25 protein-coding genes and 2 pseudogenes are annotated in these 23,805 nt (G+C 70.9%); 8 read left to right on the top strand and 19 right to left on the bottom strand.

Annotated features, from left to right (window positions below; genetic code table 11):
* Positions 1-15: 15 nt before the first annotated feature.
* The 3 genes from eda to edd are packed head-to-tail and all read right to left on the bottom strand — an operon-like array spanning position 16 to position 3,501.
* On the bottom strand, positions 16-651 hold the full coding sequence (gene eda, locus SM418_RS04665; protein WP_371939297.1) for a bifunctional 4-hydroxy-2-oxoglutarate aldolase/2-dehydro-3-deoxy-phosphogluconate aldolase: 636 nt from the start codon (positions 649-651) through the stop codon (positions 16-18).
* Positions 648-1,640: a glucokinase gene (gene glk, locus SM418_RS04670; RefSeq protein ID WP_371939299.1), complete on the bottom strand. Its 993-nt coding sequence runs from the start codon at positions 1,638-1,640 to the stop codon at positions 648-650. The genes eda and glk overlap by 4 nt, the downstream gene beginning before the upstream one ends.
* A 49-nt stretch (positions 1,641-1,689) precedes the next feature.
* Positions 1,690-3,501, bottom strand: a complete 1,812-nt coding sequence (edd, locus tag SM418_RS04675; protein ID WP_371939300.1) for a phosphogluconate dehydratase — start codon at positions 3,499-3,501, stop codon at positions 1,690-1,692.
* A 147-nt stretch (positions 3,502-3,648) separates the two neighbouring features.
* On the opposite strand from edd, the gene SM418_RS04680 reads away from it, so the two are divergent.
* Positions 3,649-4,767 carry an ROK family transcriptional regulator gene (locus SM418_RS04680; protein ID WP_371939301.1) on the top strand — a complete coding sequence of 373 codons (1,119 nt, stop codon included), beginning with the start codon at positions 3,649-3,651 and terminating at the stop codon, positions 4,765-4,767.
* Positions 4,768-4,772: 5 nt separating this feature from the next.
* Here the strand turns inward: SM418_RS04680 and SM418_RS04685 are convergent, their stop codons facing one another.
* The 6 genes from SM418_RS04685 to SM418_RS04710 all read right to left on the bottom strand — a co-directional run bounded on the left by SM418_RS04685 (position 4,773) and on the right by SM418_RS04710 (position 10,657).
* On the bottom strand, positions 4,773-6,209 hold the full coding sequence (locus SM418_RS04685) for a hypothetical protein (RefSeq protein WP_371939302.1): 1,437 nt from the start codon (positions 6,207-6,209) through the stop codon (positions 4,773-4,775).
* 231 nt (positions 6,210-6,440) lie between these two features.
* The gene (locus SM418_RS04690) at positions 6,441-7,013 is read right to left on the bottom strand and encodes a hypothetical protein (RefSeq protein ID WP_371939304.1); all 573 of its coding nucleotides are present in this window, start codon (positions 7,011-7,013) and stop codon (positions 6,441-6,443) included.
* Between the two features lie 258 nt (positions 7,014-7,271).
* Entirely contained in the window at positions 7,272-8,069 is a 798-nt protein-coding gene (locus tag SM418_RS04695; protein ID WP_371939306.1) for an SDR family oxidoreductase, read from the bottom strand.
* 708 nt (positions 8,070-8,777) lie between these two features.
* Positions 8,778-9,374: a hypothetical protein gene (locus SM418_RS04700; protein ID WP_371939307.1), complete on the bottom strand. Its 597-nt coding sequence runs from the start codon at positions 9,372-9,374 to the stop codon at positions 8,778-8,780.
* A 270-nt stretch (positions 9,375-9,644) separates the two neighbouring features.
* Positions 9,645-9,848: a DUF397 domain-containing protein gene (locus SM418_RS04705; protein ID WP_371939308.1), complete on the bottom strand. Its 204-nt coding sequence runs from the start codon at positions 9,846-9,848 to the stop codon at positions 9,645-9,647.
* Complete coding sequence (locus tag SM418_RS04710; protein ID WP_371939309.1) at positions 9,845-10,657, bottom strand: helix-turn-helix domain-containing protein; 813 nt, start codon at positions 10,655-10,657, stop codon at positions 9,845-9,847. The genes SM418_RS04705 and SM418_RS04710 overlap by 4 nt, the downstream gene beginning before the upstream one ends.
* A 162-nt stretch (positions 10,658-10,819) precedes the next feature.
* On the opposite strand from SM418_RS04710, the gene SM418_RS04715 reads away from it, so the two are divergent.
* Positions 10,820-11,224, top strand: coding sequence for an ATP-binding protein (locus tag SM418_RS04715; RefSeq protein ID WP_371939311.1), 405 nt, complete (start codon positions 10,820-10,822; stop codon positions 11,222-11,224).
* Here the strand turns inward: SM418_RS04715 and SM418_RS04720 are convergent.
* The 3 genes from SM418_RS04720 to SM418_RS04730 all read right to left on the bottom strand — a co-directional run bounded on the left by SM418_RS04720 (position 11,216) and on the right by SM418_RS04730 (position 13,134).
* Positions 11,216-11,422 (bottom strand): hypothetical protein, encoded by a 207-nt coding sequence (locus SM418_RS04720; RefSeq protein WP_371939312.1) that lies wholly within the window; start codon positions 11,420-11,422, stop codon positions 11,216-11,218. The two genes, SM418_RS04715 and SM418_RS04720, sit on opposite strands and share 9 nt — an antisense overlap.
* A 123-nt stretch (positions 11,423-11,545) precedes the next feature.
* Positions 11,546-12,514, bottom strand: a complete 969-nt coding sequence (locus tag SM418_RS04725; RefSeq protein ID WP_371939313.1) for an alpha/beta hydrolase — start codon at positions 12,512-12,514, stop codon at positions 11,546-11,548.
* A gap of 56 nt (positions 12,515-12,570) precedes the next feature.
* A complete protein-coding gene (locus SM418_RS04730; RefSeq protein WP_371939314.1) occupies positions 12,571-13,134 on the bottom strand; it encodes a DUF1349 domain-containing protein in 564 nt (187 codons plus the stop codon).
* A 285-nt stretch (positions 13,135-13,419) separates the two neighbouring features.
* On the opposite strand from SM418_RS04730, the pseudogene SM418_RS04735 reads away from it, so the two are divergent.
* Positions 13,420-13,953: pseudogene (locus SM418_RS04735) on the top strand (phosphatase PAP2 family protein); the annotation flags it as partial.
* An 82-nt stretch (positions 13,954-14,035) separates the two neighbouring features.
* The gene (locus SM418_RS04740; RefSeq protein WP_371939315.1) at positions 14,036-14,797 is read left to right on the top strand and encodes a creatininase family protein; all 762 of its coding nucleotides are present in this window, start codon (positions 14,036-14,038) and stop codon (positions 14,795-14,797) included.
* 3 nt (positions 14,798-14,800) lie between these two features.
* Here the strand turns inward: SM418_RS04740 and SM418_RS04745 are convergent.
* The 7 genes and pseudogenes from SM418_RS04745 to ribA all read right to left on the bottom strand — a co-directional run.
* A pseudogene (locus SM418_RS04745) lies at positions 14,801-15,640 on the bottom strand (lysylphosphatidylglycerol synthase transmembrane domain-containing protein); the annotation flags it as partial.
* Complete coding sequence (locus tag SM418_RS04750) at positions 15,568-16,365, bottom strand: class I SAM-dependent methyltransferase (RefSeq protein WP_371939317.1); 798 nt, start codon at positions 16,363-16,365, stop codon at positions 15,568-15,570. The gene SM418_RS04750 and the pseudogene SM418_RS04745, both read right to left, overlap by 73 nt.
* Positions 16,362-17,444, bottom strand: a complete 1,083-nt coding sequence (locus tag SM418_RS04755) for a glycosyltransferase family 4 protein (RefSeq protein ID WP_371939319.1) — start codon at positions 17,442-17,444, stop codon at positions 16,362-16,364. The genes SM418_RS04750 and SM418_RS04755 overlap by 4 nt, the downstream gene beginning before the upstream one ends.
* The gene (locus tag SM418_RS04760) at positions 17,441-17,839 is read right to left on the bottom strand and encodes a 6-pyruvoyl trahydropterin synthase family protein (protein ID WP_371939320.1); all 399 of its coding nucleotides are present in this window, start codon (positions 17,837-17,839) and stop codon (positions 17,441-17,443) included. Before SM418_RS04760 ends, SM418_RS04755 begins: the two co-directional genes overlap by 4 nt.
* 38 nt (positions 17,840-17,877) lie before the next feature.
* Complete coding sequence (locus SM418_RS04765) at positions 17,878-18,849, bottom strand: zinc-dependent alcohol dehydrogenase (RefSeq protein WP_371939321.1); 972 nt, start codon at positions 18,847-18,849, stop codon at positions 17,878-17,880.
* On the bottom strand, positions 18,806-19,633 hold the full coding sequence (locus SM418_RS04770; protein ID WP_371939322.1) for a CDP-alcohol phosphatidyltransferase family protein: 828 nt from the start codon (positions 19,631-19,633) through the stop codon (positions 18,806-18,808). The genes SM418_RS04765 and SM418_RS04770 overlap by 44 nt, the downstream gene beginning before the upstream one ends.
* Positions 19,633-20,292, bottom strand: a complete 660-nt coding sequence (gene ribA, locus SM418_RS04775) for a GTP cyclohydrolase II (RefSeq protein WP_371939323.1) — start codon at positions 20,290-20,292, stop codon at positions 19,633-19,635. The genes SM418_RS04770 and ribA overlap by 1 nt, the downstream gene beginning before the upstream one ends.
* Positions 20,293-20,657: 365 nt before the next feature.
* On the opposite strand from ribA, the gene SM418_RS04780 reads away from it, so the two are divergent.
* From SM418_RS04780 to SM418_RS04795, 4 genes are read left to right on the top strand one after another with little or no spacing between them, the layout of a single operon-like run.
* Positions 20,658-21,383, top strand: coding sequence for an extracellular solute-binding protein (locus tag SM418_RS04780; protein ID WP_371939324.1), 726 nt, complete (start codon positions 20,658-20,660; stop codon positions 21,381-21,383).
* Positions 21,380-21,982: an extracellular solute-binding protein gene (locus tag SM418_RS04785; RefSeq protein WP_371939664.1), complete on the top strand. Its 603-nt coding sequence runs from the start codon at positions 21,380-21,382 to the stop codon at positions 21,980-21,982. Before SM418_RS04780 ends, SM418_RS04785 begins: the two co-directional genes overlap by 4 nt.
* A 5-nt stretch (positions 21,983-21,987) precedes the next feature.
* Positions 21,988-22,983 (top strand): carbohydrate ABC transporter permease, encoded by a 996-nt coding sequence (locus SM418_RS04790; RefSeq protein WP_371939325.1) that lies wholly within the window; start codon positions 21,988-21,990, stop codon positions 22,981-22,983.
* Positions 22,980-23,804, top strand: a complete 825-nt coding sequence (locus tag SM418_RS04795; protein ID WP_371939326.1) for a carbohydrate ABC transporter permease — start codon at positions 22,980-22,982, stop codon at positions 23,802-23,804. Before SM418_RS04790 ends, SM418_RS04795 begins: the two co-directional genes overlap by 4 nt.
* The last annotated feature ends 1 nt before the right edge of the window (position 23,805 follow it).

Raw genomic sequence — 23,805 nt, forward strand, 5'->3', positions numbered from 1 at the left:
GCCCTGGTCGTGACATCACCTCACGACATCACGTCGGAGAGCCGCGGCCTCGGCGGCGAGTTCGCGGATGCGGGCCCAGTCGCCGTCGCGAACGGCGTCCGCCGGGGTCAGCCAGGAACCGCCGACGCAGCCGACGTTCCCCAGTGCCAGGTACTCGGCGGCGTTGCGCCGGCTGATCCCGCCGGTCGGGCAGAACCGGATCTGCGGCAGCGGACCGCCGAGCGCCTTCAGGCAGGCGGTCCCGCCGGCGGCCTCGGCGGGGAAGAACTTCATCGCCGTGATCCCGCCCTCCAGCAGCGCGATCGCCTCCGACGCGGTCGCGGCGCCCGGCAGGAACGGCAGGCCGGTCGCGGCCATCGCCGCCTGGAGACGGGACGTGCAGCCCGGGCTGACCAGGAACCTCGCCCCGGCGGCGGCCGACCGCTCCGCGTCCTCGGGCCGGACGACCGTCCCCGCGCCGACCACCGCGTCCGGGACCTCGGCGGCGATCCGGGTGATCGCCGCGAGCGCGGACGGGGTGCGCAGCGTCACCTCGATCACCGGGAGCCCGCCCTCGACCAGGGCGCGGGCGAGCGGGACGGCGGCCTCGGCGTCCTCCAGCACCACGACGGGGATGACGGGCGCGAGGTCGAGCAGGTCTTCGGCGATCATGCGGTCTCCAGGTCGGGCACGGCGGGTCGGGCTTCGGGCGGTCCGCCGGGCAGGGTCTGCGCGAGCCGGACGGCGGCGCCGACCAGGGCCGGGCCGGGGTGGACGATGAGCGCGGTCGGGATGGCGCGCATGTAGTCCTCGAGAGGAGGCTTCCGCTCGAAGCGGGCGCGGAACGCGCTGTCGCGCAGCACGTCCACGATGCGCGGCAGGATCCCTCCGCCGAGATAGACGCCGCCGCGGGCGCCGAGCGTGAGGGCGACGTTGCCGGCGTGGGCTCCGAGCAGCGCGCAGAACATCCGCAGCGCCTCGCCGCAGCGAGGGTCGTCGCGGTGTTCGGAGATCTGCTCGGCGGTGAGTCCGTCGCCGCGCGCGCCGTCGAGCATCACCAGGTATCGGTGGATGCGCGCCAGTCCGGCCCCGGACAGCAGGTGCTCGGCGGTCGCGGCGCCCTTTTCGGCGCGCAGCAGCCGCGCCACCTCGATCTCCCGGTCGGTGGCGGCCGGGAGATCGACCTGCCCGCCCTCACCGGGCAGCGGCACCCAGCCGGACGGCGTCGGGACGAGTCCGGCGACGCCGAGGCCCGTGCCGGGGCCGACCACCGCGAGCGTCGCATCGGCGGTGGGGGCCCGCTCGCCGACGACGATCAGGTCCCGCTCGGTCAGGCGAGGGAGGGCGAGGGCGAGCGCCTCGAAGTCGTTGATGATGTCGAGGTGGGGGACGCCGAGACGGGCCCGCACCGCCTCGACGGTGCCTCTCGGCCAGCCCGCGTTGGTCAGGTGGTACGCCCCACCGGCGACCGGGCCCGCGACCGCCAGGCACGCGGCGGGCGGACGCGCGCCGACCGCGTCGAGATAGGCGGCCGCCGCTTCGGCGAGGCCGGGATAGTCGCAGGTGGGGAGCGACTCGATATCGGACGGGTCGGCGTCCGGGCCGTCCACCAGCGCGAACCGGGCGTTGGTACCGCCCACATCGGCGACCAGCCAGCTCATGCGGGCCTCCCGTGAGGGCACGACCCCCCACAGCCCCGGTTCGCTTCGCTCATGTGAGGACTCCCGCGCCTCGCTCCGCCGAGCCGACGGCGTTGCGGAAGACCTGGAAAAGCTCCCGTCCCGTGCCGTAGGCCCGGTCGAGGGTCGGGGGCTCGGGCTCGCGGGCGGCGAACTCCTCGTCCGGGACGAGGACCTCCAGGACGCCGCCGTCCGCGTCGAGCCGGACGATGTCGCCGTCGCGGACGCGGGCGAGCGGGCCGCCCGCGGCCGCCTCCGGCGACACGTGGATCGCGGCGGGCACCGCCCCAGAGGCGCCCGACATACGACCGTCCGTGACCAGCGCGACCCGGTGCCCCCGGTCCTGGAGGACCCCCAGCGGTGGGGTGAGCCGGTGCAGTTCCGGCATCCCGTTCGCCCGCGGCCCCTGGTTGCGGACGACGGCCACCACGTCCCGGTCCAGTTCCCCGGCGGCGAACGCGTCCTGGAGTTGCTCCTGCGAGCCGAACACGCGGGCGGGGGCCTCGATGATCCGGTGCTCCGGTTTCACGGCCGACACCTTGACGACCGCCCGTCCGAGGTTGCCGCGCACGGTGTGCAGGCCGCCGTGCGCGTCGAACGGCTCCGCGACCGGACGCAGGACGTTCGCATCGCCCGATTCGGTGACGGTGTCCCGCCACTCGGCCTTGCCTCCGACGCATTCCGGAACGTTCCGGTATGCGGCGAGAGTGGCGCCGCCGACAGTCCTCGCGTCCTCGTGGAGGAGCCCGGCGTCGATCAGCTCGCCGATGAGGAACGCCGTGCCGCCCGCCGCGTGGAAGTGGTTCACGTCGGCGGTCCCGTTCGGGTAGAGGCGGGTGAGCAGCGGCGTCACCCTCGACAGCTCGTCGAAGTCGTCCCAGGTCAGCTCGATGCCCGCCGCCGCGGCCATCGCGACCAGGTGCAGCGTGTGGTTGGTGGAGCCGCCCGTGGCCAGCAGGGCGACGACGCCGTTGACGAACGCGCGCTCGTCCAGCAGTTCGCCGATCGGCGTGTACTCGTCCGCCAGGTTCGTGAGCTTCAGGATGCGGCGCCCGGCCGCCTCGGTCAGCGCGTCCCGCAGCTTCGTGCCCGGCGGGACGAAGGAGGCCCCCGGCAGATGCAGGCCCATGACCTCCATGAGCAGCTGGTTGGAGTTGGCCGTCCCGTAGAACGTGCACGTGCCGGGCGAATGGTAGGACGCGGCCTCGGCGGCGAGGAGCCGCTCGCGTCCGATCTCCCCGGCTGCGAACCGCTTGCGGATCTCGGCCTTCTCGCCGTTCGGCAGCCCGGACGCCATCGGCCCCGCCGGCACCAGGATCACCGGCAGGTGCCCGAACGACAGCGCCCCGATCACCAGCCCCGGGACGATCTTGTCGCAGACCCCCAGCAGCAGCGCGCCGTCGAACATGTCGTGCGACAGCGCCACGGCCGTCGCCATCGCCACCACGTCCCGGCTGAACAACGACATCTCCATGCCGGCGCGGCCCTGCGTGATGCCGTCGCACATCGCGGGCACGCCCCCGGCGAACTGCGCCGTCCCGCCCGCCGCGCGGACCGCGCCCTTCAGGATGTCCGGGTAGTCCCGCAGCGGCTGGTGCGCGGACAGCATGTCGTTGTACGCCGAAACGATCGCGATGTTCGGTGTGACGTCGCCGCGGAGCCACAGCTTGTCCTGGACGCCGCACGCCGCGAAGCCGTGGGCCAGGTTGGCGCAACCCATTCCGCCGCGCGCCGGACCCTCCGTCCGGGCGTCCCGGACGCGGCTCAGGTACGCGCCGCGCGTGCCCGCGCTCCGCTCGACGACGCGCTGGGTCACTGCCTCCAGCACGGGATGTAGGGCCATCGGACGCTCCAGACCAGGGGGATGTCTAGATCGCAAGCTACCGATACATAGGTCATCTGATCAAGCTGACTTATGAACTTTGGATGACAAAAATTCATAGGTTGTGCCAACTAGACGCACCGAACGGGGTCGTGCTTGACTGGCCCGATGCCGCGCCCCGTCACCCGCCCCTCCACGGTCGGCGACGTGCTGCGCCTCATCCGCGAGGACGGCGTCGCCACCCGCGCCGAACTTGGCCGCATCACGGGCCTGTCGCGTCCCGCCGTGGCGTCCCGCGTGGCGTCCCTGATCTCCCGCGGCCTCGTGGTCGAGCGCACCACCGGTCCGTCGACCGGTGGACGCCCCCCGGCGCGCCTCGAGTTCAACGCCGCGGGCGGGACGGTCCTCGTCGCGCACCTCGGCCAGTCCCGCGGCCAGCTCGCCGTCTGCGACCTCGCCGGGACGATCCTGGCCCGCGCAGACGGTCCCCCGGCCGAGACGTCCCCGGGCAAGACCCTCCCCCGCCTCCTCGACCAGTGGACGTCCCTCCTCGCTTCCTCCGGGATCGACGCGTCGACCGTCCGGGGCGTCGGCCTGAGCGTTCCCGACGCCGTCGAACACGCCGCCGGACGCTGGGACACCCTCGAGATCGGCGACCCGGTCCACGACCGCTTCGGTGTCCCCGCCTACCTCGACAACGAGGTCAACGCCGCGGCTCTCGGCGAGCACCGGGCCCACCCGGGCGTCGACGACCTCCTGTTCGTCAAGGTCTCGACGGGCATCGGCGCGGGACTCATCGCGGGCGGCCGCATCCAGCGCGGCGCCCTGGGCGCGGCCGGCGAGATCGGCCACGTCCCGGTCCCCTCACCGCTCGAGGCCCCGTGCCGCTGCGGCAACGTCAACTGCGTCGAGGCGATCGCCGGGGGCACCGCCCTCCTGGCCCGCTCGCCGGCGGACAGTCTGACCGGCCTGGCCGCGCTCGCCCGCTCCGGCGACCCCGCGACCGTCGCCCTCCTCCGCGACGCCGGCCGCCGCATCGGCGAGGTCGTCGCCACCGCCGTCAACCTCCTGAACCCCGCCGTGGTCGTCCTCGGCGGCGACCTGGTGGGCGCCGACGAACCCCTGATCGCCGGGCTGCGCGAGACCGTCTACCAGCGCTCCACGGCCCTCGCGACCCGCAACCTGCGCATAGAGCCGAGCCGCGTGGGCGAACGAGCGGGCCTTGCGGGCTGCGCCGCGATGGTCCTCGCCGGCATCCTCTCCCCCACCGCCATCGACGCCGCCTGACGGTCTCACCGCTCGTCGTTCTTGTAGACCTTCCGCTTCTTCGACTTGCCGGGGAAGACGACGAGCAGATGCTTCTCGGCGGGCATCTGCGGCGAGAACGTCTCGGGCTCCCTCCGGCCGCGCACGTACACCCGGAGTCGATACGATCCCCGGCCGGCGGCGGTGACGACCATCGGTTCGACGGGGCCGTCCATCGAGCCGACCTTCGACCGTCCGTCCGGGCTGTCGAAACCGACCTCGGCGACACGCTCCCAGCCGTCGAGGTCGAGCGGCGGCGCCTTCCGGTAGGCCCGGACGGTCAGGCACAGATCCCCTTCCGTGCCCGTCAGCACCGTCACCAGCCGGCCGTCACTCGCGACCAGCCCGTCCGCGACCGCCTCGTCGAACGAGTCGCTCATGCCTCCGACGTAATAGCTGCTGCTCTCACCGCCCCACATGACATCCGTGACCTCCCGGACGGGTTCTGGCCCCGCCGGCACCGTCCGCTTGCAATACGCCTTTTCCTTCGCCTGCTCCCGCTCGTACTCGACCCGGAGCGCCGCCTCTCTACGCTCCTGCTCGCGCAACCGCGCCGCCGCCCTCTCCGGACACAGGTAAGCCATTTGCTGAAGGGACGGCCAGCGCACTCCATGCCGCTCGATTCCCGGCTGAGGCTTGTCGCCCCGGCAGGCACGCCTTCCCATATCGAGCACGACGGCATCGGACAACGTGGGCTCCGGTGCCGGACCCCACCCCAACCGCATCCCGGGATGCCCACGGACGGAACACACGTACGCCAGCTTCCTATCCCGCTCCGAAAGCCGCTCAACCGCCGACACCAAACTCCCGGAGCCCTGCAACGGCACGGACCGCGCCTTGGCGCAGTCCTCCGGATCGGCCATCACCACCCGAGGCGGTTCCTGATCACCGCCGACGCCGAGGACTAGTCCGATCACCAGGACTCCGGAGACCGCGCGCACCATTCCGGGCCGCGGCCGACAAACCGCCGCCAGCAGCAGGGCGACGAGCAGCAGGCGTCCCGTCCACCAGGCGACCTGCCAACCGGGCCAGGGCAGGAACCACAGGTCGACGCACCTCTGGCCCCACCGGGCCACGTCATACCCGAGCAACACCGGCCCGGCGAGCGCCACCGGCGCGAGAATGGCGACGGCGACCCACCCCGCCGCCCGCCACCTGGTCACCAGCCATATCAGGAACGCCGGAACAACGACCAGATAGGGTTTGCCGCTTACTTGCGCGAACCCTGGAACGCTCTGAACATCCAGCTGATGGAACCAGCCACCGCATTCGTTCGGAGAAAGAGCAAACCCAATCCCCATCGCCGTGCGGCTTGTCCCGAGCAGGCTGGAGGCCGCGACGAGCACGAGCGGCACCACACTCACCACGACCGCGGCGAGCCACAAGAACAGCTGCGTCCGCCGATCCCGCTGCAACATGATCAAGAACCATAGTGTTGTGCGCGGGGGCCGCGGGACGGTTTCGCGAACTCACTCCGGAACCCGGCGGCTCGACCGCTCGTTTGGCGGCCGTGAATCACAGCCGGACGCCGCCCTTAGGACACTGCACGCGACCGGCACCGGTAAAGGAAACCCGGTGTCATGGCCACCAGCACCTCGTGGCCCTCACCCTTCCCTGCCTCGATCAGATCGAGGTCTCCATGCACGACCGAAGCCCTAAGGGGTATTGCTCCAGTGGGTCGCGGTCCACCGCAGAGATCCTGCCGTTTTGTCCACGCCCGTCAGCTTCAAAAAAGTGACCCGACTGCCATCCTGGTTCGACAGGCAGAACATCGTCCCCGGCGGCGTTTCGGACAACGATATATTTCCGCCAATCCCACCCGGTTCATCCAAAGTGGTGACTGCCTGGTGACAGCCCGCCTTGTCGAGTTCCCCGCTCACCTTTGCGGCTCCCTCATCGATGCCCTGGAATCGGATTTTGCGATCGTCCGGACAGTTGAAATAGATCAGCGAATAGGAGGGGCCAAAACCAATCTGCTCCGGCACCTTCACCAACGGCCCTTCGCGGTTGAAATCGGCGGCGAACCGCGTGCACCCGTTCACGACCTCGGCCGGACCACCCAACGTGAACGCCTTGTCCCGGTAGTGGGGCTGGTTGATGTCCCTGACCGACGACGCGGCCGAAGAACCAGTTCCCGCCACCGTGCCCGGATCCGGGCTTCCACCCTCGCCGCACGCGGCCAGACTCAGTGTTGCCAAAACGCAATAAAGAAATGCACTCGCTCGCATAGATAGATCATTCCACCGGGGGCGTTCCTTCCTTGACCATCCCGAACCGCTGGCCAGTTCCGGTCACACACGATCATGCATGTGGACCATCACCCGCGTTGTGACGCCGGGCGGAGTCAGAGCTCGAACTGAACCTGCCTCCCCGTCCAAGGTCGGAGTCTTGGCCGCCCCATGAAGTCCGTGCACTTCTACTCGGTGCCGCACTGATCGGCGATCGACAGCGAGCCGGACCAGCGGCTCATCTCCCACCGAGGGAAATCAGAGGCCGTAGCGGGTGAGGACGTCGCGTTTGCGCGGGGTCATGAACTTGCGGGTCATCCGGCCGGTGGTGAGCCACGCGATGGCGTCGCCGTTCCTGGTACTCGCCAGCATCTTGTCGACCAAGTAAGGCGCGACATCATCGACGTGGTCGCACAGAATGTTGAGTATCTTGCGCTGTTTCGCCACCTGGTCCGGCGCCGCGGCCGCCTCCCGGAGCCATCCTTCGGTGATGAGTATGCCGGGGCTGACCTGCCCGACCCGAACGTCGGTGCCGGCGGATTCCTTCACCAGCGCACGAGTGAAGGAGTCCAGCCCCCGCTTGGTCGCCGAATAGACGCCCATACCCGGCCGGATACGGCCATCACTGCCACCACCGAGGACATTGAAGATCTGGCCGCCGCCGCTGGCGCGCATGCCACGGACCGCGACCTGAGAGCCGAACACGGTGCCCAGCATGTTCGTGGTGACCATCACGCGAACCTCGTCCGCAGGGGTCTCCACGATCGGACGGGTGGTGTGAGCGACACCCGCATTGTTGATCCACAAGTCGACCCCGCCGAGCACGTCCACCGCGGCGTCCCACAGCTTCTGGACCTGCGCGGCATCGGTGACGTCCACCGCGTGCCCGTGGACCGTGACGCCGTCCGGCGCATCTTTCCGCAGCCGCTCGGCGGCATCGTCCACCGCGTCCTGGGTGCGGCCGGTGACGACCACGGAGTTTCCGCGCCGAACCAGTTCACGCGCGAGCGCGAAACCAATTCCCTTCGTACTGCCGGTGACGACTACATTGCGCACGGCTACTCCTGGAAGCAGATACGGACAGAAGTTCACGCCATTCCGTGCCCCGTACCCGGAATGGCGCCGAGCTTACGCCGTCACAGCGTTCTCGGACAGACCTCCAGGTCTCCTGGCAGCCGCGTCCCGGCGCCTCCGCTCGACGAAAGGCGACCCGCTCCCAGGCACGGCACAGGGTACCGTCCGGTAACGGTCAGCGGCATGCGACAGCGTGGGCACGCGCAGCAATTCGGCCTCGTCCGCAAGCACCACCCGGACCGGTTCCAGGACCCCGGTGCAAGGAGGAGGGCGCTGCGCGCACCCGGCTGATCAACGCGGCCAGGGACGTCCTCATCAACCACCGCGCGAGCTATGACGCGTACCGCGGCCAGGCTGAGGAGAAACCCGAGGTCGCCGCCGATCCCTGGGGCTCGGCGGCGAAGGGCCGTCCGCGCACCCCGCCTCCGCCCCTGCGCAGGCAGGACGTGCCGCACCGCCGTATGCCTCCGCCGCCCCGATACGGCAGGTCGCCGACATGGCCGCCGCCCGCCGCCGCCCGCCGCCGGCCGTCCTCCTGCCCGGGTACGCATCCTCTCCAGGATCGCCATCGCCATCGCTTTCATCTGGGTCGGCGGCTTCACGCTGATCATCGTCAGTATGTTGCTGTCGTCTCCCACCCCGGACACACCGGATCCGGAAGCCGCGGTACCCGCCGGGTTCGCCGGGGGCTCACTCTTCCTCGATCTCCCGATGCCACGCGGCCATCCCGGCAAACCCGGGAATCAACGTCAGCTGCTCCGGCCGGTAGAGCAGCCGCGCCATCGCGACCGCGAGCCAGGGCACCCCCGGCCCCCGCAACTGGACCGGCTCGCAGTCCGGGAAGGTCAGCAGCAGGCGGAAATGGTCGGGCGTGGGCAAGAACTCGCTGAGCCCGTCATGCCAGAACGACAACGGCCCGACGCCGGTGGCGATCAGCAGCCGTTCGCTCGTCAGGAAGACCCGCGCGATTTGATGCTCGCGCCATTGCGCAGCCGCGAGCGCATTCGCGCGGTTCCGCGCCATCGCATTCCCGGCGGCGTTGACGGCGAGCGCCCCGAGTATGAATCCCGCCGAACCGAACGCGAGGACCGACTGCTGCTGATAGGTGACGTCCATGGCGTAAAAGCGGGAGTACTCCAGCGGCAGCTCCGCATACGCGGACTCACCGTCCCGAAGCCGCATCGAGACGAACGGCAGCGGCTCCAGCTCCCCACCGGTCACCACATGCCGGAACAGCTCTCCCCCGGCCAGCAGGCCCTGCTGATGCTCAACCGGTCCCCACGCCATACCCGTCTCACAATGTCGTCGATACGCAGGAATGAACCACCCGAAGGTTACCGCCACTTCAGCGATCAAGCCCCCTGCCACCGGACGCGAGCGGGCAGCCGACCGAGCCTCCGAGACGCGACTTCCTGGGCCCGATACCCCATCCGGCTCCTTGGAGTTCCGCAGGCCGATCCCCCAAGCCGAGCCGCCTCTACCAGACGTCCCAGAGCCGGTGTGCGAGCTCTTGCGCCACGTGATCAACAGCCCCCAGGTCGGCCGCTCGATCAGCCGTCAGGAAACACCCCGGTGCAGGTCCAGTTCGCCGTGCCTTATGCGCGTCAGCAGTCGCGCAAAGTCCGCGGAACGCAACCCCATACGCGAACCATCCGGCTCCTTGGAGTCTCGAACACCAATAATGCTGCCAAGTCTCGCCAACTCAACGCAGGCTTCGTCGTTGACACCGCCGCTGTATGAACTCTTCCGCCACTTCGTCAAGACAGTTCCTTCAGCTTCTGCTCGATCAGAGACCTCGACGCGGACCGAGAGAGAGCCTCGGCACCGATCTCATCGAACCGTATCGTGAGGGTGCGGACCTCGTCACCGGCCTCGATCAGCCGGCCACCGATCTGCGCCCCCGCGTAGGCGATGTCTCGATTACGAACAGTGAGAACCTGAAATGGCCCGTCGAACCCTGGGTGAGCGCCTGCGGACGAAGGGACGATACGCATAGTCACGTTGTGTGACTCTTGCAGGTCAAGCAGCCTGTGAAGTTGGTCGCGCATGACATCCCTACCGCCGACTAGATGGTCCAGTACCGTCTCGTCGAACAAGATCCACAATCTCGGTGGCTGCGGTCGGCTCAGCATCTCCTGCCGCTTGAGCCGAACCTCCAATGCACCTTCGATGTCCCCGACACCCGCACCGGCCAAAAGCAGCGACCGGGCATATTCATAAGTCTGAACCGGGACCGGAAGCGACTGACCGTGATATATCTTGATCACGTCGGCCGCCAATTCGTACTGAATGTACTGTTTGAACCAGTCGGGGTCATGTCCCGTGCGGGCGTAGTGCAACAACCGCTGGAAGTGACCACCCGTGTTCCACACCGAATCAAGTCGCTTCATGTGATCATCTTGCGGCCTGAGTCGTCCAGCCTCCCAGTTGGATACGGTGCCACGAGCCGCCTTTGCGATCAAACCGACCTGCGCCAGTGAGAGCCCCCTCTGAGTGCGGTGAAACCACAGGTCAAAGGCCAGCCAGGACCAGTGTGAAGCGTTCGGGTCGATCGTCTCACGGACACTCACTGGCCCTCCAGGTGTATCCAGCGAATCGCGATGCACAGCACATTAACTCTCGAACACCGATCCTGTGCGAGATCACAGAAAACAGGACGGGTGGATATGAACGATCAAGTGCCAGTGGTTCAAATGCCCAGTTCACACGAAATCCGGATGACCCTACTCGGAGTGGACTCATCGGTCTCGCTCGCACGGGAACTCGTCCGCTACGCCCTCACCCGTTGGGGTTGCGGCCGGGACCTGATCGATGACTCGACGGTCGTCATGAGCGAAATCGTGACGAATGCGGTCGAAGCAGCGAGCGGGCATCTGCTCAGAATCCGGGTCGCACTGGACAGCGGTGCGCCGGTACTGGAGTGCTGGGACCCGTCCCCCGAACTCCCACGCGTGTCCGCCGCGGGCCTGGACGCCCTCAGCGGACGCGGCCTCGCGATCATCGCCGCCTACGCCAAGGACACCGGCGTCCGCCCGTCCGCCACGGGCGAGGGCAAGATCGTATGGGCCCTGATGCCCGTCCCCGAGAACGCTCCTGCTCCTCCGCAGCCGTGCCCGAACGGCGCGGCCTCACCGTGAACGTGGTTGCCCGGGTTCACGGATCCGTGAAGCGCTCGCCGTGCGCCGGTACTGCTTGCTGTACTTGTCGCGGGCCCGCCGGATCCGCGTGTGCAGGTCCGCGAGATCGCCCTCTTCCATGCCGGCGAGTTCGGCGCTCCCGGTCTCCCGGACGAGGGCCTTCTCGGGCTCGTTCAGCGAGTTCAGCAGCGCCTTCATCGGGCCTCCCGCGGGCGGTGCCTGCGTCGAGCGTCGCACGGTTCCGCTAAAGGGAGGGACGAGAGCCACCGGAGAACGGCAAATCGCGATATTCGGGCTGGTCGACCGCTCTCCGGGCCGAGCTCAGGCGGCCTGGGGCTGGGTGTCGGCGGTCGTCACGCGGCGGGCGAACGCGCCTATCTCCTTGATGGCGAGCAGGCCCTCGCGGGAGATGTCGGCGAAGATCTGGAAAACGTGGGCCTGCCCCTCCCAGAGCTGGAGGGTGCAGGGCACGTCGGCGGCGCCGAGGCGTTCGGCCATCAGTTCGGCGTCGGCCCGGATGACCTCGATCGCGCCCGCCTGGATGAGGGTGGGAGGCAGGGCGCTCAGGTCGGCGTGCACCGGGGAGAGCCAGGGGTCGGTCAGTTCGGCGCCGGGGAAGCAGGTGCGGACCATGTCCCACATGCGCGGCGCGGGGATGAAGGGGTCGAGCGGCGCGTTGACGTGCGCGATCTTGACGTCGATGTCAAGGTCGGCGAAGGGCGACAGGGCGGCGATCCCGGCGGGACGGGGCAGGCCGTCGCGGAGGGCGTGGATCGGGGCCATGAACGCGAGGTAGCCGCCCGCGGAGTCGCCCGCGATCACGACGTCGTCCGCCGCGTGGGTCTCCAGAAGCCACCGGTAGGCCGCGACGCAGTCCTCGATGGTCGTCTGGATGGTGACGCGGGGCTGCATGCGGTAGGCGACCGAGAGGACCGGCATGCCGGCGGCCTGGGAGATGCGGGCGATCATGCGGCGGTGGGTGCGCAGCCCGCAGGCGACGAAACCGCCGCCGTGGAAGTAGAGGATCACCCCGCGGGAGTCGGCGGGCACCCCGGGGCCGCGGACCCACTCGGCGGCGCAGCCGAGGCCCTTCACCTTTGTGAGCTTCGTGCCGCGCGGGGGCACCAGGAGCACGGCGCCGAGGTCGAGCAGCGGGGCGAAGCGCAGCGTCAGCGGGGTCCATGGAAGCCGCGAGACGAGCGGCCGCATGAACCAGCGCATCAGCCGGGCTGCCACCCGCGCGCCCCGGCCGCATCCCGAACGTTCCTCGATGACCGGTGCGATCGCCATGTGCCGTTCCTCCCGCCGTGTCCGGACGGGAGCTTACCAAGTAAGTGCTTGGGTATCTACGGGTGGAGTGCCTCGTCGGGCAGGCCCGCGGTCACCCCGGTGAAGCGGACGGTCAGGCCCTCGCGTTCGGGGGCGCAGCAGTACGGCCCGGCCATGGCCTCGACGCCCGGCGGGAAGGGGGCCAGGCGGATCAGTTGCCAGGGGCCCGAATCCGCGCGGGCCCGGATCGTGACGGCGTCGCCCGAGCGGCTGGCGCGGAGGGTCACCTCGCGGCCGTGCCAGGGGACGGGGCCCGACGACCAGTCGGAGACCTTGCGGGTGACGACCGCGCCCAACTGGAGTTCGCCGTCGCAGTATTCGACGCCTGCCTTGATCCAGTTCTCCTCGTCCAGGCGCACGAGGAGGCCGGCCTGGTCGAACTGCTGGTCGTAGTCGGCGACGAACGAGACCTCGGCCGCCGCCTCGGGGCCGAGGGGAGACAGCAGGGCGTGGCCGCCGTCGCGGTCATAGCCGTAGGACGTCGTCCGCCAGAAATCGCTGCCCTTCGCGGCGGTGACGAGCAGCGCGGAACCGTCCCGGACGGCCGAAGGGGGCGGGTTGAGCCATTCACCGGAGCTCACGCCCCGGAATCTACGGGAGGGGTGGGGTTATCTCCACCCCTGGCGATGGACATTCCCCCCGGTCTTCATGGAGCTGGGCCCAGTGCCCGCGGAAATGTCAGACGCGAGGATTGTGATTGGACGAGGACACCGGCGCTGGGAGGGGCACCAATGGCGAGCACGGCGGCACTGGGGGCGATGCGGAACAGGGCACGACCGCTGCTCACCGAGGCGGGGCTGCTGGTGGTCCTGTTCGCGTTCTACAAGTGGGGGCGGACGCTGATCGAGCAGGGGCCCGCCCAGGCGATGTCGAACGCGGCATGGCTGTGGCGGTTCGAGCGGTCGTGGCTGCCGAACGAGGTCGATTTCCAGCAGTGGGCGCTCGGCTGGGACCACACCGCACTCCTGGCCAATGTCTACTACGTGGGCGTCCATTTTCCGGGGACGGCGTTGCTGCTGATCTGGCTTTATGTGCGGCACAGGTCGTCCTATGCCAGGGTGCGCAACGAACTGGTGGTGCTGACGGCGGCCGGGCTGGGTGTGCACATGCTGTATCCGCTCGCACCGCCCCGCCTGGCCGGGATCGGCGCCGTCGACACCATGTCGACCGTGGGGCCGTCCGCCTATCCCGCCGCGGCGGACGGTGTCGCCAACCAGTACGCGGCGATGCCGTCCCTCCACATCGGGTGGGCGCTTCTCGTGGCGGTCGCGGTGGTCCGGGTGTCGCGGAGCCGGTGGCGGTGGGCCGTCGCCCTGCACGCGCCGGTCACGGTCGTCGTGGTGGTCGTGACGGCCAACCACTACTGGACGGACGGGATCGTCGCCGCCGTTCTCCTCTCGGCCGCGATGGTGCTGGTTTCCGTCGCCGCCATGGTGCGGCAGGGCATGGTGCGGCAGGGTGGAGTGCGGCAGGGTGTTGGGCATGTTGCCGACGCACACGAGCGCCCAGGTCCCGGACGTCCCCGTCGCCCTGCTGCCGGTGGGGAGCTTCGAGCAGCACGGGCCCTTCCTGCCCCTCGCGACGGACACGGTGATCGCCTGCACGCTGGCGGCGGAGATCGCGAAGACGCATGCGGTGCGGACGCTCCCGCCCGTGACGATCTCGTGCTCGCATGAGCACGCCGGCTGGCCGGGCACGGTGAGCATCTCGGCGGCGACCCTGCTCGCGGTGGTGGGGGACGTCGCCGAGTCGCTGCGCAGGGCCGGGGTGCCGAAGCTCGTACTGGTCAACGGGCACGGCGGCAACTACGTCCTCGGGAACATCGTGCAGGAGGCGTACGGGGACATGGCGCTCTTCCCGGGCTTCGACGATTGGGAGGCGGCCAGGCGCGCGGCGGGCGTCGAGACGTCCGGGGACGGCGACATGCACGCTGGGGAACTGGAGACGTCGATCCTGCTGCACGCCCATCCGGAGCTGGTCGGGGACGGGTACGAAACCGCCGATCACTTGGCCGGGGACCGGCGGCATCTGCTGACGACGGGGATGGCTGCCTACACCGGGTCGGGCGTCATCGGGCGCCCTTCACTGGCCCGCGCCGGCAAGGGCCGGGACGCGCTGCGGAGTCTTGTCGCGGCGTTCGGGGAGGTCCTCGCGGTACTTCAGCAGCAGGGTCGCGGCACCGGGCAGGCACGCGATGAGGCTCAGCACCCCGTACACGACGGAGACGGTCAGACCCTGCGCTGAGCCGAGCCCGGCGGCGCCGAACGCCAGCGAGAGGACGGCCTCGCGCGGCCCCCAGCCGCCCACGTTGATCGGCAGCACCATCACCAGCAGCGCCAGCAGCAGCAGCGGAAGCAACTGGACGACCGGTGCCGTCGCGCCGACCAGGCGGGCCGCGACGACGAACAGCGCCAGATGACCGGCCAGCGCCGCGACGGACAGTCCCACGATGCCCGGCCAAGCGCGCCCGGCGGCGCGAAGGTCGCTGAATGTGGACGCCAGGGAAGGATGCTTCCAGCGCCCCAGAACGAGAATCAGCAGTAGCAGCACCGCGATCCCCACCGGGATGAGTGCCGGAGCCATAGCCGACATCAAGGCCGGGTAGGCGAACAGCGCGGCAAGGCCCGCGACGATGGCGACACCCTGACCGGCGGTCCGTTCGAGGAAGACGGCCCGCACCCCGCGAGCGACGTCTCCCGAACGGTGGCCGTGGCTCACCGCCCGGTGAACGTCCCCGAGGACGCCCGCCGGAAGTACGGCATTGAGGAATTGGGATCTGTAGTAGTCCGTGATGGCACCGGCCATGGGCAGGTGCAGGCCGAGGCGTCGCGCGACCAGGCACCAGCGGACCGCGCTGAGCACCGTGGTCATGAGCCCAATGGCGAGCGCAAGAACGACGGATTCGGGATCGATGGCATGGAGCGCCGCCACGAAAGCGTCCGTGCTGTGCCACCACAGCAGCGCGGCGAGGATGCCCAGGCCGATGACGAGGCGCCCCCAAGGCCAGAGCTTCTTCACGATGTTCCCCCAGGTAGAGCAAGCAGATCCAGGTGGTGGACCTCGACGGTGAGCCGGCCTCCGGCGCATTCGGCGAGGCGGCGGCCCAGGTAGTCGTCCGCGAACGGGGCCAGGTCCGGTCGCTGCTCGACCGCGGCGCCGACCCAGCCGCGCAGCCATTCGGCGGTCAGCGCGGCCTGGCCGGGGCCGAGCCGCCACGGGCTCGGACGGGTCACGACGGTGGCGCCGCGGCCTCCGAACGCCTTGACGGCGGTGGTGACGGCGTCCGGTCCGAGCAGCCCGCGGCGGCGCTGGTGGGCGTCGAAGGCGGCGGCGAACTCGGCGTCGAGCGGCTCGGACGGGGACAGCCGGACGCGGCCGACGACCGACAGGGTGAGCAGCGCCGGGCAGCCGGTCGCCGCGGCGACCGTCTCGATCTCGGCGGCGGTGAGCACGTCCAGCAGTGCGGACGCGACGACGAGCGACGCGCCGACCAGGTCGGACGCGCGCAGCCCGGCGAGGTCGCCCGCCCGCGTCTCGATCGTCGCGGGCGGCCCGTCGGCGGTGACGTAGGCGTTGGCGCGGGCCAGGTCGAGCAGGACGGGGTCGTCGTCGTACAGGATCCAGTGCTGCGGGCCGCGCAGCCGCCCCGACAGCCAGCGGCCGAGCGAGCCGGTGCCGCAGCCGAGGTCCCAGATGACCAGCGGCCCGTCCGGCGGGAGCGCGGCCCGCAGCGGGACGAGCAGGTCGGCGGCGCGGGCGGCGGCGTCGGCGCCCTCGCGCAGCGCGAGCCACGACGGCGAGTACCCGGTCATCGCGCCTCCCTGCGCAGCCGGGACAGGACGGCGGCCATGCGGCGGGCCGTGTCGTCCCAGCCGGGCAGCATGCCGCGGCGCAGCCGGGCGGCGGCGCGCAGGCGGCCCCGGAGATCGGGCTCGGCGAGCCAGCGGCGCAGCGCCGCGGCCAGCGCGCCGGGATCGTCCGGCGGGACGAGCAGGCCGGGGACGGCGCCGGTCGGGTCCCAGCCGAGCGTGCCCGGGACGCCGTCCACCGACGTCGCGACGACGGGGACGCCGCGCGCGAGCGCCTCGGTCACCACCATCCCGAACGTCTCGGCGCGGGACGCGAGGACCAGCAGGTCGGCGGCGGCGTAGGCGTCGTCCAGCCGCTTGCCGGTCAGCGGGCCCGGCAGGTCGACGCGGCCGGTGAGCCGGCGGGCGCCGATCAGCCGGCGCAGGCGGGCCGCGTGCTCGGGGTCGCGGCCGAGCGGCCCGGCGCATTCGCAGTGCCAGGGCAGGTGCCCGAGTCTGGAGAGCGCCTCCACGAGGACGTCGTGCCCCTTGCGCGGGGTCACCGACGCCACGCACAGCAGGCGGCTCGCGCCGTCGGTGCCGGACGCGAGCGGCGCTGGATCGGTGCCCGGCGGCACGGCGTGGACGCGGGACGGGTCGAGGCCGTGGTGCGCGACGAGATGGTCCTTGGCCCATGGGCTGGTCGCGACGACGGCCCCGGCGGCGCCGAGGACGTCGCGTTCACCAGCGTTCAGGTCGTCCTGCCCGGGTTCGTCCGCCAGCGGGAGGTGGACGAGGACGGCCAGCCGCAGCCGCCCTGCCTCGGGGACGACGACATCCGGCACCCCGCACGCGACCAGGCCGTCCATCAGGACGACGGCGCCGTCGGGCAGCGCGGCGAGGGTGCGGGCGAGGCCGTCCCGCGCGGCCGGGTCCGGGCGAGGCCACGCGCCCGGCGCCGCAAGCTCCCGGACGGGACGCCCCGACGCCGCCAGCTCGTCGCACAGTCGCCGGTCGTAGCGGTTGCCGCCGCTCGGCGCGTCTCCGTCGTCGATGCCGCCCGGGACGACGACGCAGGTCTCCGGCGCGGTGGGCGGGGTCACAGGTCGCGCTCGTAGCTGGCCCAGGCGACGTGCGACTCGTGCAGCGTCACCTCGATGCCGGACAGCCCGCGCGCGTTCTCGCCCAGCGCGCCCGCGTGGACGCGATCAGCGAGCCGGTCGGCGATGACCTTGGCGAGGAACTCGGTGGAGGTGTTGACCCCCGCGAAATCCGGCTCGTCGTCCAGGTTGCGGTAGTTCAGCCCGCCCAGGACCTCGCCGAGTTCGCGGGTGGCGAGCCCGATGTCGACGACGAGCCCGTCCGGGTCGAGATCGGCCCGGCGGAACGACGCGTCCACCACGTAGGTGGCGCCGTGCAGCCGCTGCGCGGGGCCGAAGACCTCGCCGCGGAAGCTGTGCGCGATCATGACGTGGTCGCGGACGGTGATGGCGAACAACGGCGTCCTCCTCATTTCCGATTCAGCTCGTATCCGATTCAGTAGACGATCCGGTGGCACAGGGCGGGGACGTCGCCGCTCGCGAGCGCCGGCATGACGTCCGGCAGCTCGGCGAACGGGCTCTCCCCGGTGATCAGCGCGTCGAACGCGGGGTTCGCCAGCAGGCGCAGCGCCAGCGCGAGCCGGTCGGCGAAGCCGCGGCTCGCCCGGCGGGACGGCGGCAGGGCGCCGACCTGGCTGCCCCGGACGGTCAGCCGCCGCGAGTGGAAGAACTCGCCGAGCGGGACGCTGACCCGCCGGTCGCCGTACCAGCTCAGCTCGACGACCTGCCCGTCCGGCGCGAGCAGCTCCAGCGACCGCGCCAGCCCCGCCTCCGTCGCGCTCGCGTGGACGACCAGGTCACAGCCGCCGAGGGCCCGCTCGGGCGAGGCGAACTCCACGCCGAGCGCCGCCGCGACGCCGGCGCGGGACGGGTCGGTGTCGACCAGCTGCACCCGGCTCCCCGGGAACCCCGCTAGGACCCCGGCCACCGAGCAGCCGACCATCCCCGCGCCGACCACGGCGATGCGGTCGCCGACGAGCGGCACCGCGTCCCACAGCGCGTTCACGGCGGTCTCGACCGTCCCGGCGAGGACGGCGCGCTCCGGCGGCACGTCGTCCGGGACGACGCTGACCGCGCCGGCCGGGACGACGTACCGGGTCTGGTGCGGGTAGAGGCAGAACACCGTGCGGCCGGCCAGTTCCGACGGCCCGTGCTCGACCACCCCGACGTTCAGGTACCCGTACTTGACCGGGCCCGGGAACCTCCCGTCCTGGAACGGCGCCCGCATGATCGCGTGCTGGTTCGGCGGGACGCCGCCGCGGAACACGATCGCCTCGGTCCCCCGGCTCACGCCTGAGTACACGGTCCTGACCAGCACCTCTCCCGCTCCGGGTTCGGGCAGGACGGCAGCGCGGATCTCCCCTTCACCGGGCGACCGGATCCAGAAGGCGCGCGCGTCGCGCTCCATCCGTGCTCCTTCCCCGCCTGACTCGCACCCGCCTGACCCGCACCCGCCGGTCGCGCCGCGCGAACAGCCACAGCACGTCCCGCCCGAACGACCACACCAGCAGCGCGAGCGCCGCCGCCACCAGCGGTCCAGCGTGCGGGACGACGCCCGCCGCGGCGGCGACCAGCACCACGCCCTGCACCACCGCGACGGCCTTCCGCGCGACGCTCGGCCGCAGCTCGGCGCGCAGCCACGGCGCCGCCCAGGCCGCCGCGCCGAACACGTACCGCATGGCGCCGATCGCGAGGACCCACGCCCCCGCCGACCAGGCGACCTCGACGCTCAGCACCAGCACCAGGAAGGCGTCGACCTCCATGTCGAACCGCGCCCCGAGAGCGGAGGCCGTGCCCGTGCGCCGGGCGACCCGGCCGTCCACGCCGTCCAGGACGAGCGCCACCGAGGCGGCCGCGACCAGCGCCACGGTGTGCCCGCCTCCTGTCAGATGCCCCGCGACCAGCGCCGTGACGCCTCCGGTGAGCACCACCCGGGCCAGCGTCACGTGATCGGCCGGGCCCAGCGTGCGGCACCCCCGGAACGCCCGGCGGAGGAGAGCCCACGACGCCAGCGAGTATCCGACGCCCACGGCCAGGCCCGCGTGGCCGGGGCGAAGCACCGCCAGCAGCGCGAGCTGCGCCGCCACCGCGAGACCCAGCTCGGGGCCGCGGGTGAGCCGGGGCCGGCGCGGCGGCGGGACGGACACCCGCACCTGCGGCACCGGCCGCGTCAGGGTCATCGGCCGCGACATCAGCGCACCTCGCTGACCGGCGCCTCATCGAGAACCGCGGGGGCGTCCAGCTGCGGCAGGTCGTGGCCGAGCCGGTCGCGCTTGGCGGTGAGGTAGCGGACGTTGTCGTCGCTGACCGGGACGAGCAGCGGCACGCGGGCCGCGACGGCGACGCCGTAGGACTCCAGCGCGCTGACCTTGCCCGGGTTGTTCGACATCAGGCGCACCGACCGGACGCCGAGGTGACGCAGGATCCGGGCGGCCGGTCCATAGTCGCGGACGTCCACCGGCAGCCCGATGGCGGTGGCCGAGTCGACGGTGTCGAGGCCCTGGTCGTCCTGCAGGATGTGGGTGCGGACCTTCGCCACCAGCCCGATCCCCCGGCCCTCGTGCCCGCGCAGGTAGACCAGGACACCGGCGCCCTCGCGGACGATCGCGTCCAGCGCCGCGCCGAGCTGGTCCCCGCACTCGCAGCGGGTCGCGGCGAAGATGTCGCCCGTCATGCACTCGGAGTGCATCCGGACGAGCACGTCCCCGCGCCCCCGGACGTCGCCGCGCGCCAGCGCCATGTGCTCGTGCCCGTCGACCGGATCCCGGAACGCGACGGCGCGGAACACGCCCCGCCTGGTCCGCAGATCCGCCTCCGCGACGTCCTTCTCGTCGATGCCCTGCTCGCGCATCGCTCCCCTTCCTCGGCTCCGCAATCACCCGTGGTACGTGGCGACCGCACCGGCTGGTTGCGTCCAGAACGGTCCGTACAACCGATGGCACGCAGAGGAGGCGCCGCAGGGTTCAGCGCAGGCGCGTCCGAACCACCAACTCGTGAAGGGCACGGCGGTTCCCGGGAACTCGGCAGGGGGCGCGGGCTGTCGACACGATTGTCCGGCCGCTGCAAGGCGATTACAGATCAGCCACAGACTTGCAGAAAGTTTCTGCAAGAGCTTTACGTGGTTGAAACACGTTGCTAACGTCCCGGTCCAGTCACCCCCAGTACCGACCTGCGGGACGGCGGCCCCGGCGGGCTCGTCCCGCGAAGGAGGACACCATGCGGCGCATCCCCCTGATCGGCGGCACCCCTCTCGCGGGCGGCATCGTGTGCGCCGCCGCCGCGCTCACCCTTTCCGCCTGCGGCGGCGATGACGGCGGCGGCTCCGCAGGCGGCGCGAACGCGGCGGGCCTGCAGGGCCGCGGGCCCATCACCTTCGTCACCGGCAAGGACCGCTCGGGCTACCTGCAGAAGCAGATCGACGGCTGGAACGCCGACCATCCGAAGGAGCAGGTCCGCGTCATCGAACTGCCGGACGAGCCGAACGACCAGCGCCAGCAGATGATCCAGAACGCCACCACCAAGTCCGACGCCTACGCGGTGCTCAACCTCGACGTCGTGTGGACCGCCGAGTTCGCCGCGAACCGCTGGCTGGCCGAGCTGCCCAAGGACAAGATCGACCTGTCCAGGATGCTGCCTGCGACGATCACCACCGGGCAGTACCGCGGCCGGCTGTACGCGGTGCCGTCGACGTCCGACGCCGGGATGCTCTACTACCGCGAGGACCTCCTCAAGAAGGCCGACGTCTCCGCGCCGCCGAAGACCTACGCCGAGATGTGGGACGCCTGCGACAAGATCCAGAAGCTGCCCGAGGCGAAGGACGTCGACTGCTTCTTCACCGAGGTCAACAAGACCGAGAGCATGACGATCAGCGCGGTCGAGGCGATCGGCAGCGCGGGCGGATCGATCATCGGGCAGGACGGCAGGACGGCAGGCCGGCGCTGAACACCCCGCAGGCCGCGCAGGGCGTCCAGTTCCTCGTCGACGCCAAGAAGGAGCACATGCCGAAGGAGGCCGTCACCCTCGACACCGAGGGCGGGCGCCGCTACTTCCAGTCCGGGAAGCTCGTGTTCCAGCGGCAGTGGCCCTACCAGTACGCGCTGGCGAACCAGAAGGACGGCTCGTCCAAGGTGGCGGGCAGGTTCGCGGTCGCGCCGCTGCCCGGCCCGAACGGCCCCGGCGTCGCCAACCTCGGCGGCCACAACCTCGCGATCTCCGCGTTCGCGAAGAACAAGGCGACCTCGCTCGACTTCATCCGGTACCTGACCGGCGAGCAGTCGCAGCGCGCCAACCTGCTCGCCACCTCGCAGGCCCCGACGGTCGCCGCGCTGTACGACGACCCGGAGATGGTGAAGAAGTTCCCGTACCTGCCCGTCCTGAAGCAGGCCATCGCGAACGCGAGGCCGCGTCCGGTCGCGGTGAAGTACGGCGACGTGACCGCCGCGATCCAGGGCGAGATGTACGACGCGGTGACCGGCAAGAAGCCCGTCGACCAGGCCCTGACCGACCTGCAGGCCAAGCTCCAGCCGCTGACCGCTCAGTGAGCGGCATGACCACCGTCCGGAACGGGACGCCGTCCGCCGCGGGCACCCCCGCGGCGGGCGCGCCCCGCGGGCACGGGCGCGACGTGCAGGGGACGAGGCGGCTCGCGGCGCTGCTGCTGTCGCCGACGCTGCTCGTCCTCGCGCTGGTCATCGGGTACCCCGTCCTCGCCGGGTTCCGCGAGTCGCTGTACGCGCGCGGCGAGGGACTGGACGCCCAGGGCTTCGTCGTGGAGGGCGACCGGTTCGTGGGCCTGGACAACTACACCGCGATCTTCCAGGGCGACCGCGCCGACGCGTTCTGGAACGCCTTCTCCAACACCACGTTCTTCACGCTGACGACCGTCGTGCTGGAGACGCTGATCGGCGTCGCGATGGCGCTGATCATGCACCAGGCGTTCCGGGGGCGCGCGATCGTGCGCGCCGGCATCCTCGTCCCGTGGGCGATCCCGACCGCGATCTCCGGCCTGCTGTGGCGCTGGATCTTCCAGGCGGACGGCGCCGCGAACGCGGTGCTGGGGCGGCAGATCCTGTGGACCGCCGACGGGTTCGCCGCCAAGGTCGCCATCGTCGTCGCCGAGGTGTGGAAGACCTCCCCGTTCATCGGGCTGCTCGTCCTCGCCGGGCTGCAGATGATCCCCCGGGACGTCTACGAGGCGGCCCGGGTGGACGGCGCCGGCCCCCTCCAGCAGTTCTGGCGGATCACGCTGCCGCTGGTCAAGCCCGCGCTGCTGGTCGCCGTCCTGTTCCGCATGCTCGACGTGCTGCGCATGTTCGACCTGCCCGCCGTGCTGATCGGCGTCAACCAGAGGTCGGTGGAGACGCTGACGATGATCGCCTGGTTCGAGGCGTCCAACCTGCGGTACGGGTCGGCCGCGGCGTACGCGACCGTCCTGTTCCTGTACATCGCGCTGATCGCGTACCTGTTCGTGCGGCTGCTCGGCGCCGACATCATCGGCGAGGCCCGCCGGCAGGCGGGACGCGAGCGGAAGAAGGCGGCATGACCCGGCCGAAGCGCCTGCTGTCCTCTCTCGGGTTCGCGGCGGTGGCGCTCTACTGCCTCGCGCCGTTCTACTGGATGACGATCTCGGCGTTCCGCCGCCCGCAGGACCAGTTCGACAACTCGATCGTCCCGGCCCGGTGGTCGTGGGAGAACTTCTCCGCGGTCTTCTCCGGCGACAACGGGTTCGGGCGCGCCCTGCTGAACAGCGTGATCGTGGCGGGCTGCACCACCGTGCTGACCCTGCTGATCGGCACCTTCACCGCGTACGCGCTGGCCAGGCTCGACTTCCGGTTCAAGAACGCCGTGCTCGGGCTGATCATCGCGAGCACGATGTTCCCGGGAATCTCGCAGCTCGTCCCCTTGCTGAAGCTCTTCACGGAGATCAAGTGGATCAACACCTACCAGGCGATGGTGCTGCCCAGCCTCGGGTTCGCGCTGCCGCTGTCGGTATGGCTGCTCACGGCGTTCTTCCGGCAGCTGCCGTTCGAGCTGGAGCAGGCCGCGATGGTGGACGGCTGCACCCGCGGCCAGGCCTTCCGCAAGATCATCGTCCCGCTGGCGGCGCCGGGGGTGTTCACCACGGCGATCCTGACCTTCATCGCCGCGTGGAACGAGTTCCTCATCGCGCTGTCCATGGTCAACAAGAAGGAGATGCAGACCGCCACGGTCGCGATCTCCAAGTTCACCGGCGTCTCCGGGTTCGACCAGCCGTTCGGCACCCAGATGGCGGCCGGGGTGATCGTGACCGTCCCGCTCATCGCCGTGGTGCTGGTCTTCCAGCGCCGGATCGTCGCCGGGCTCACCGCCGGCGGTGTCAAGTAGC

Source organism: Actinomadura chokoriensis, from assembly GCF_041463665.1.
Classification (GTDB): Bacteria; Actinomycetota; Actinomycetes; order Streptosporangiales; family Streptosporangiaceae; genus Spirillospora; species Spirillospora chokoriensis_A.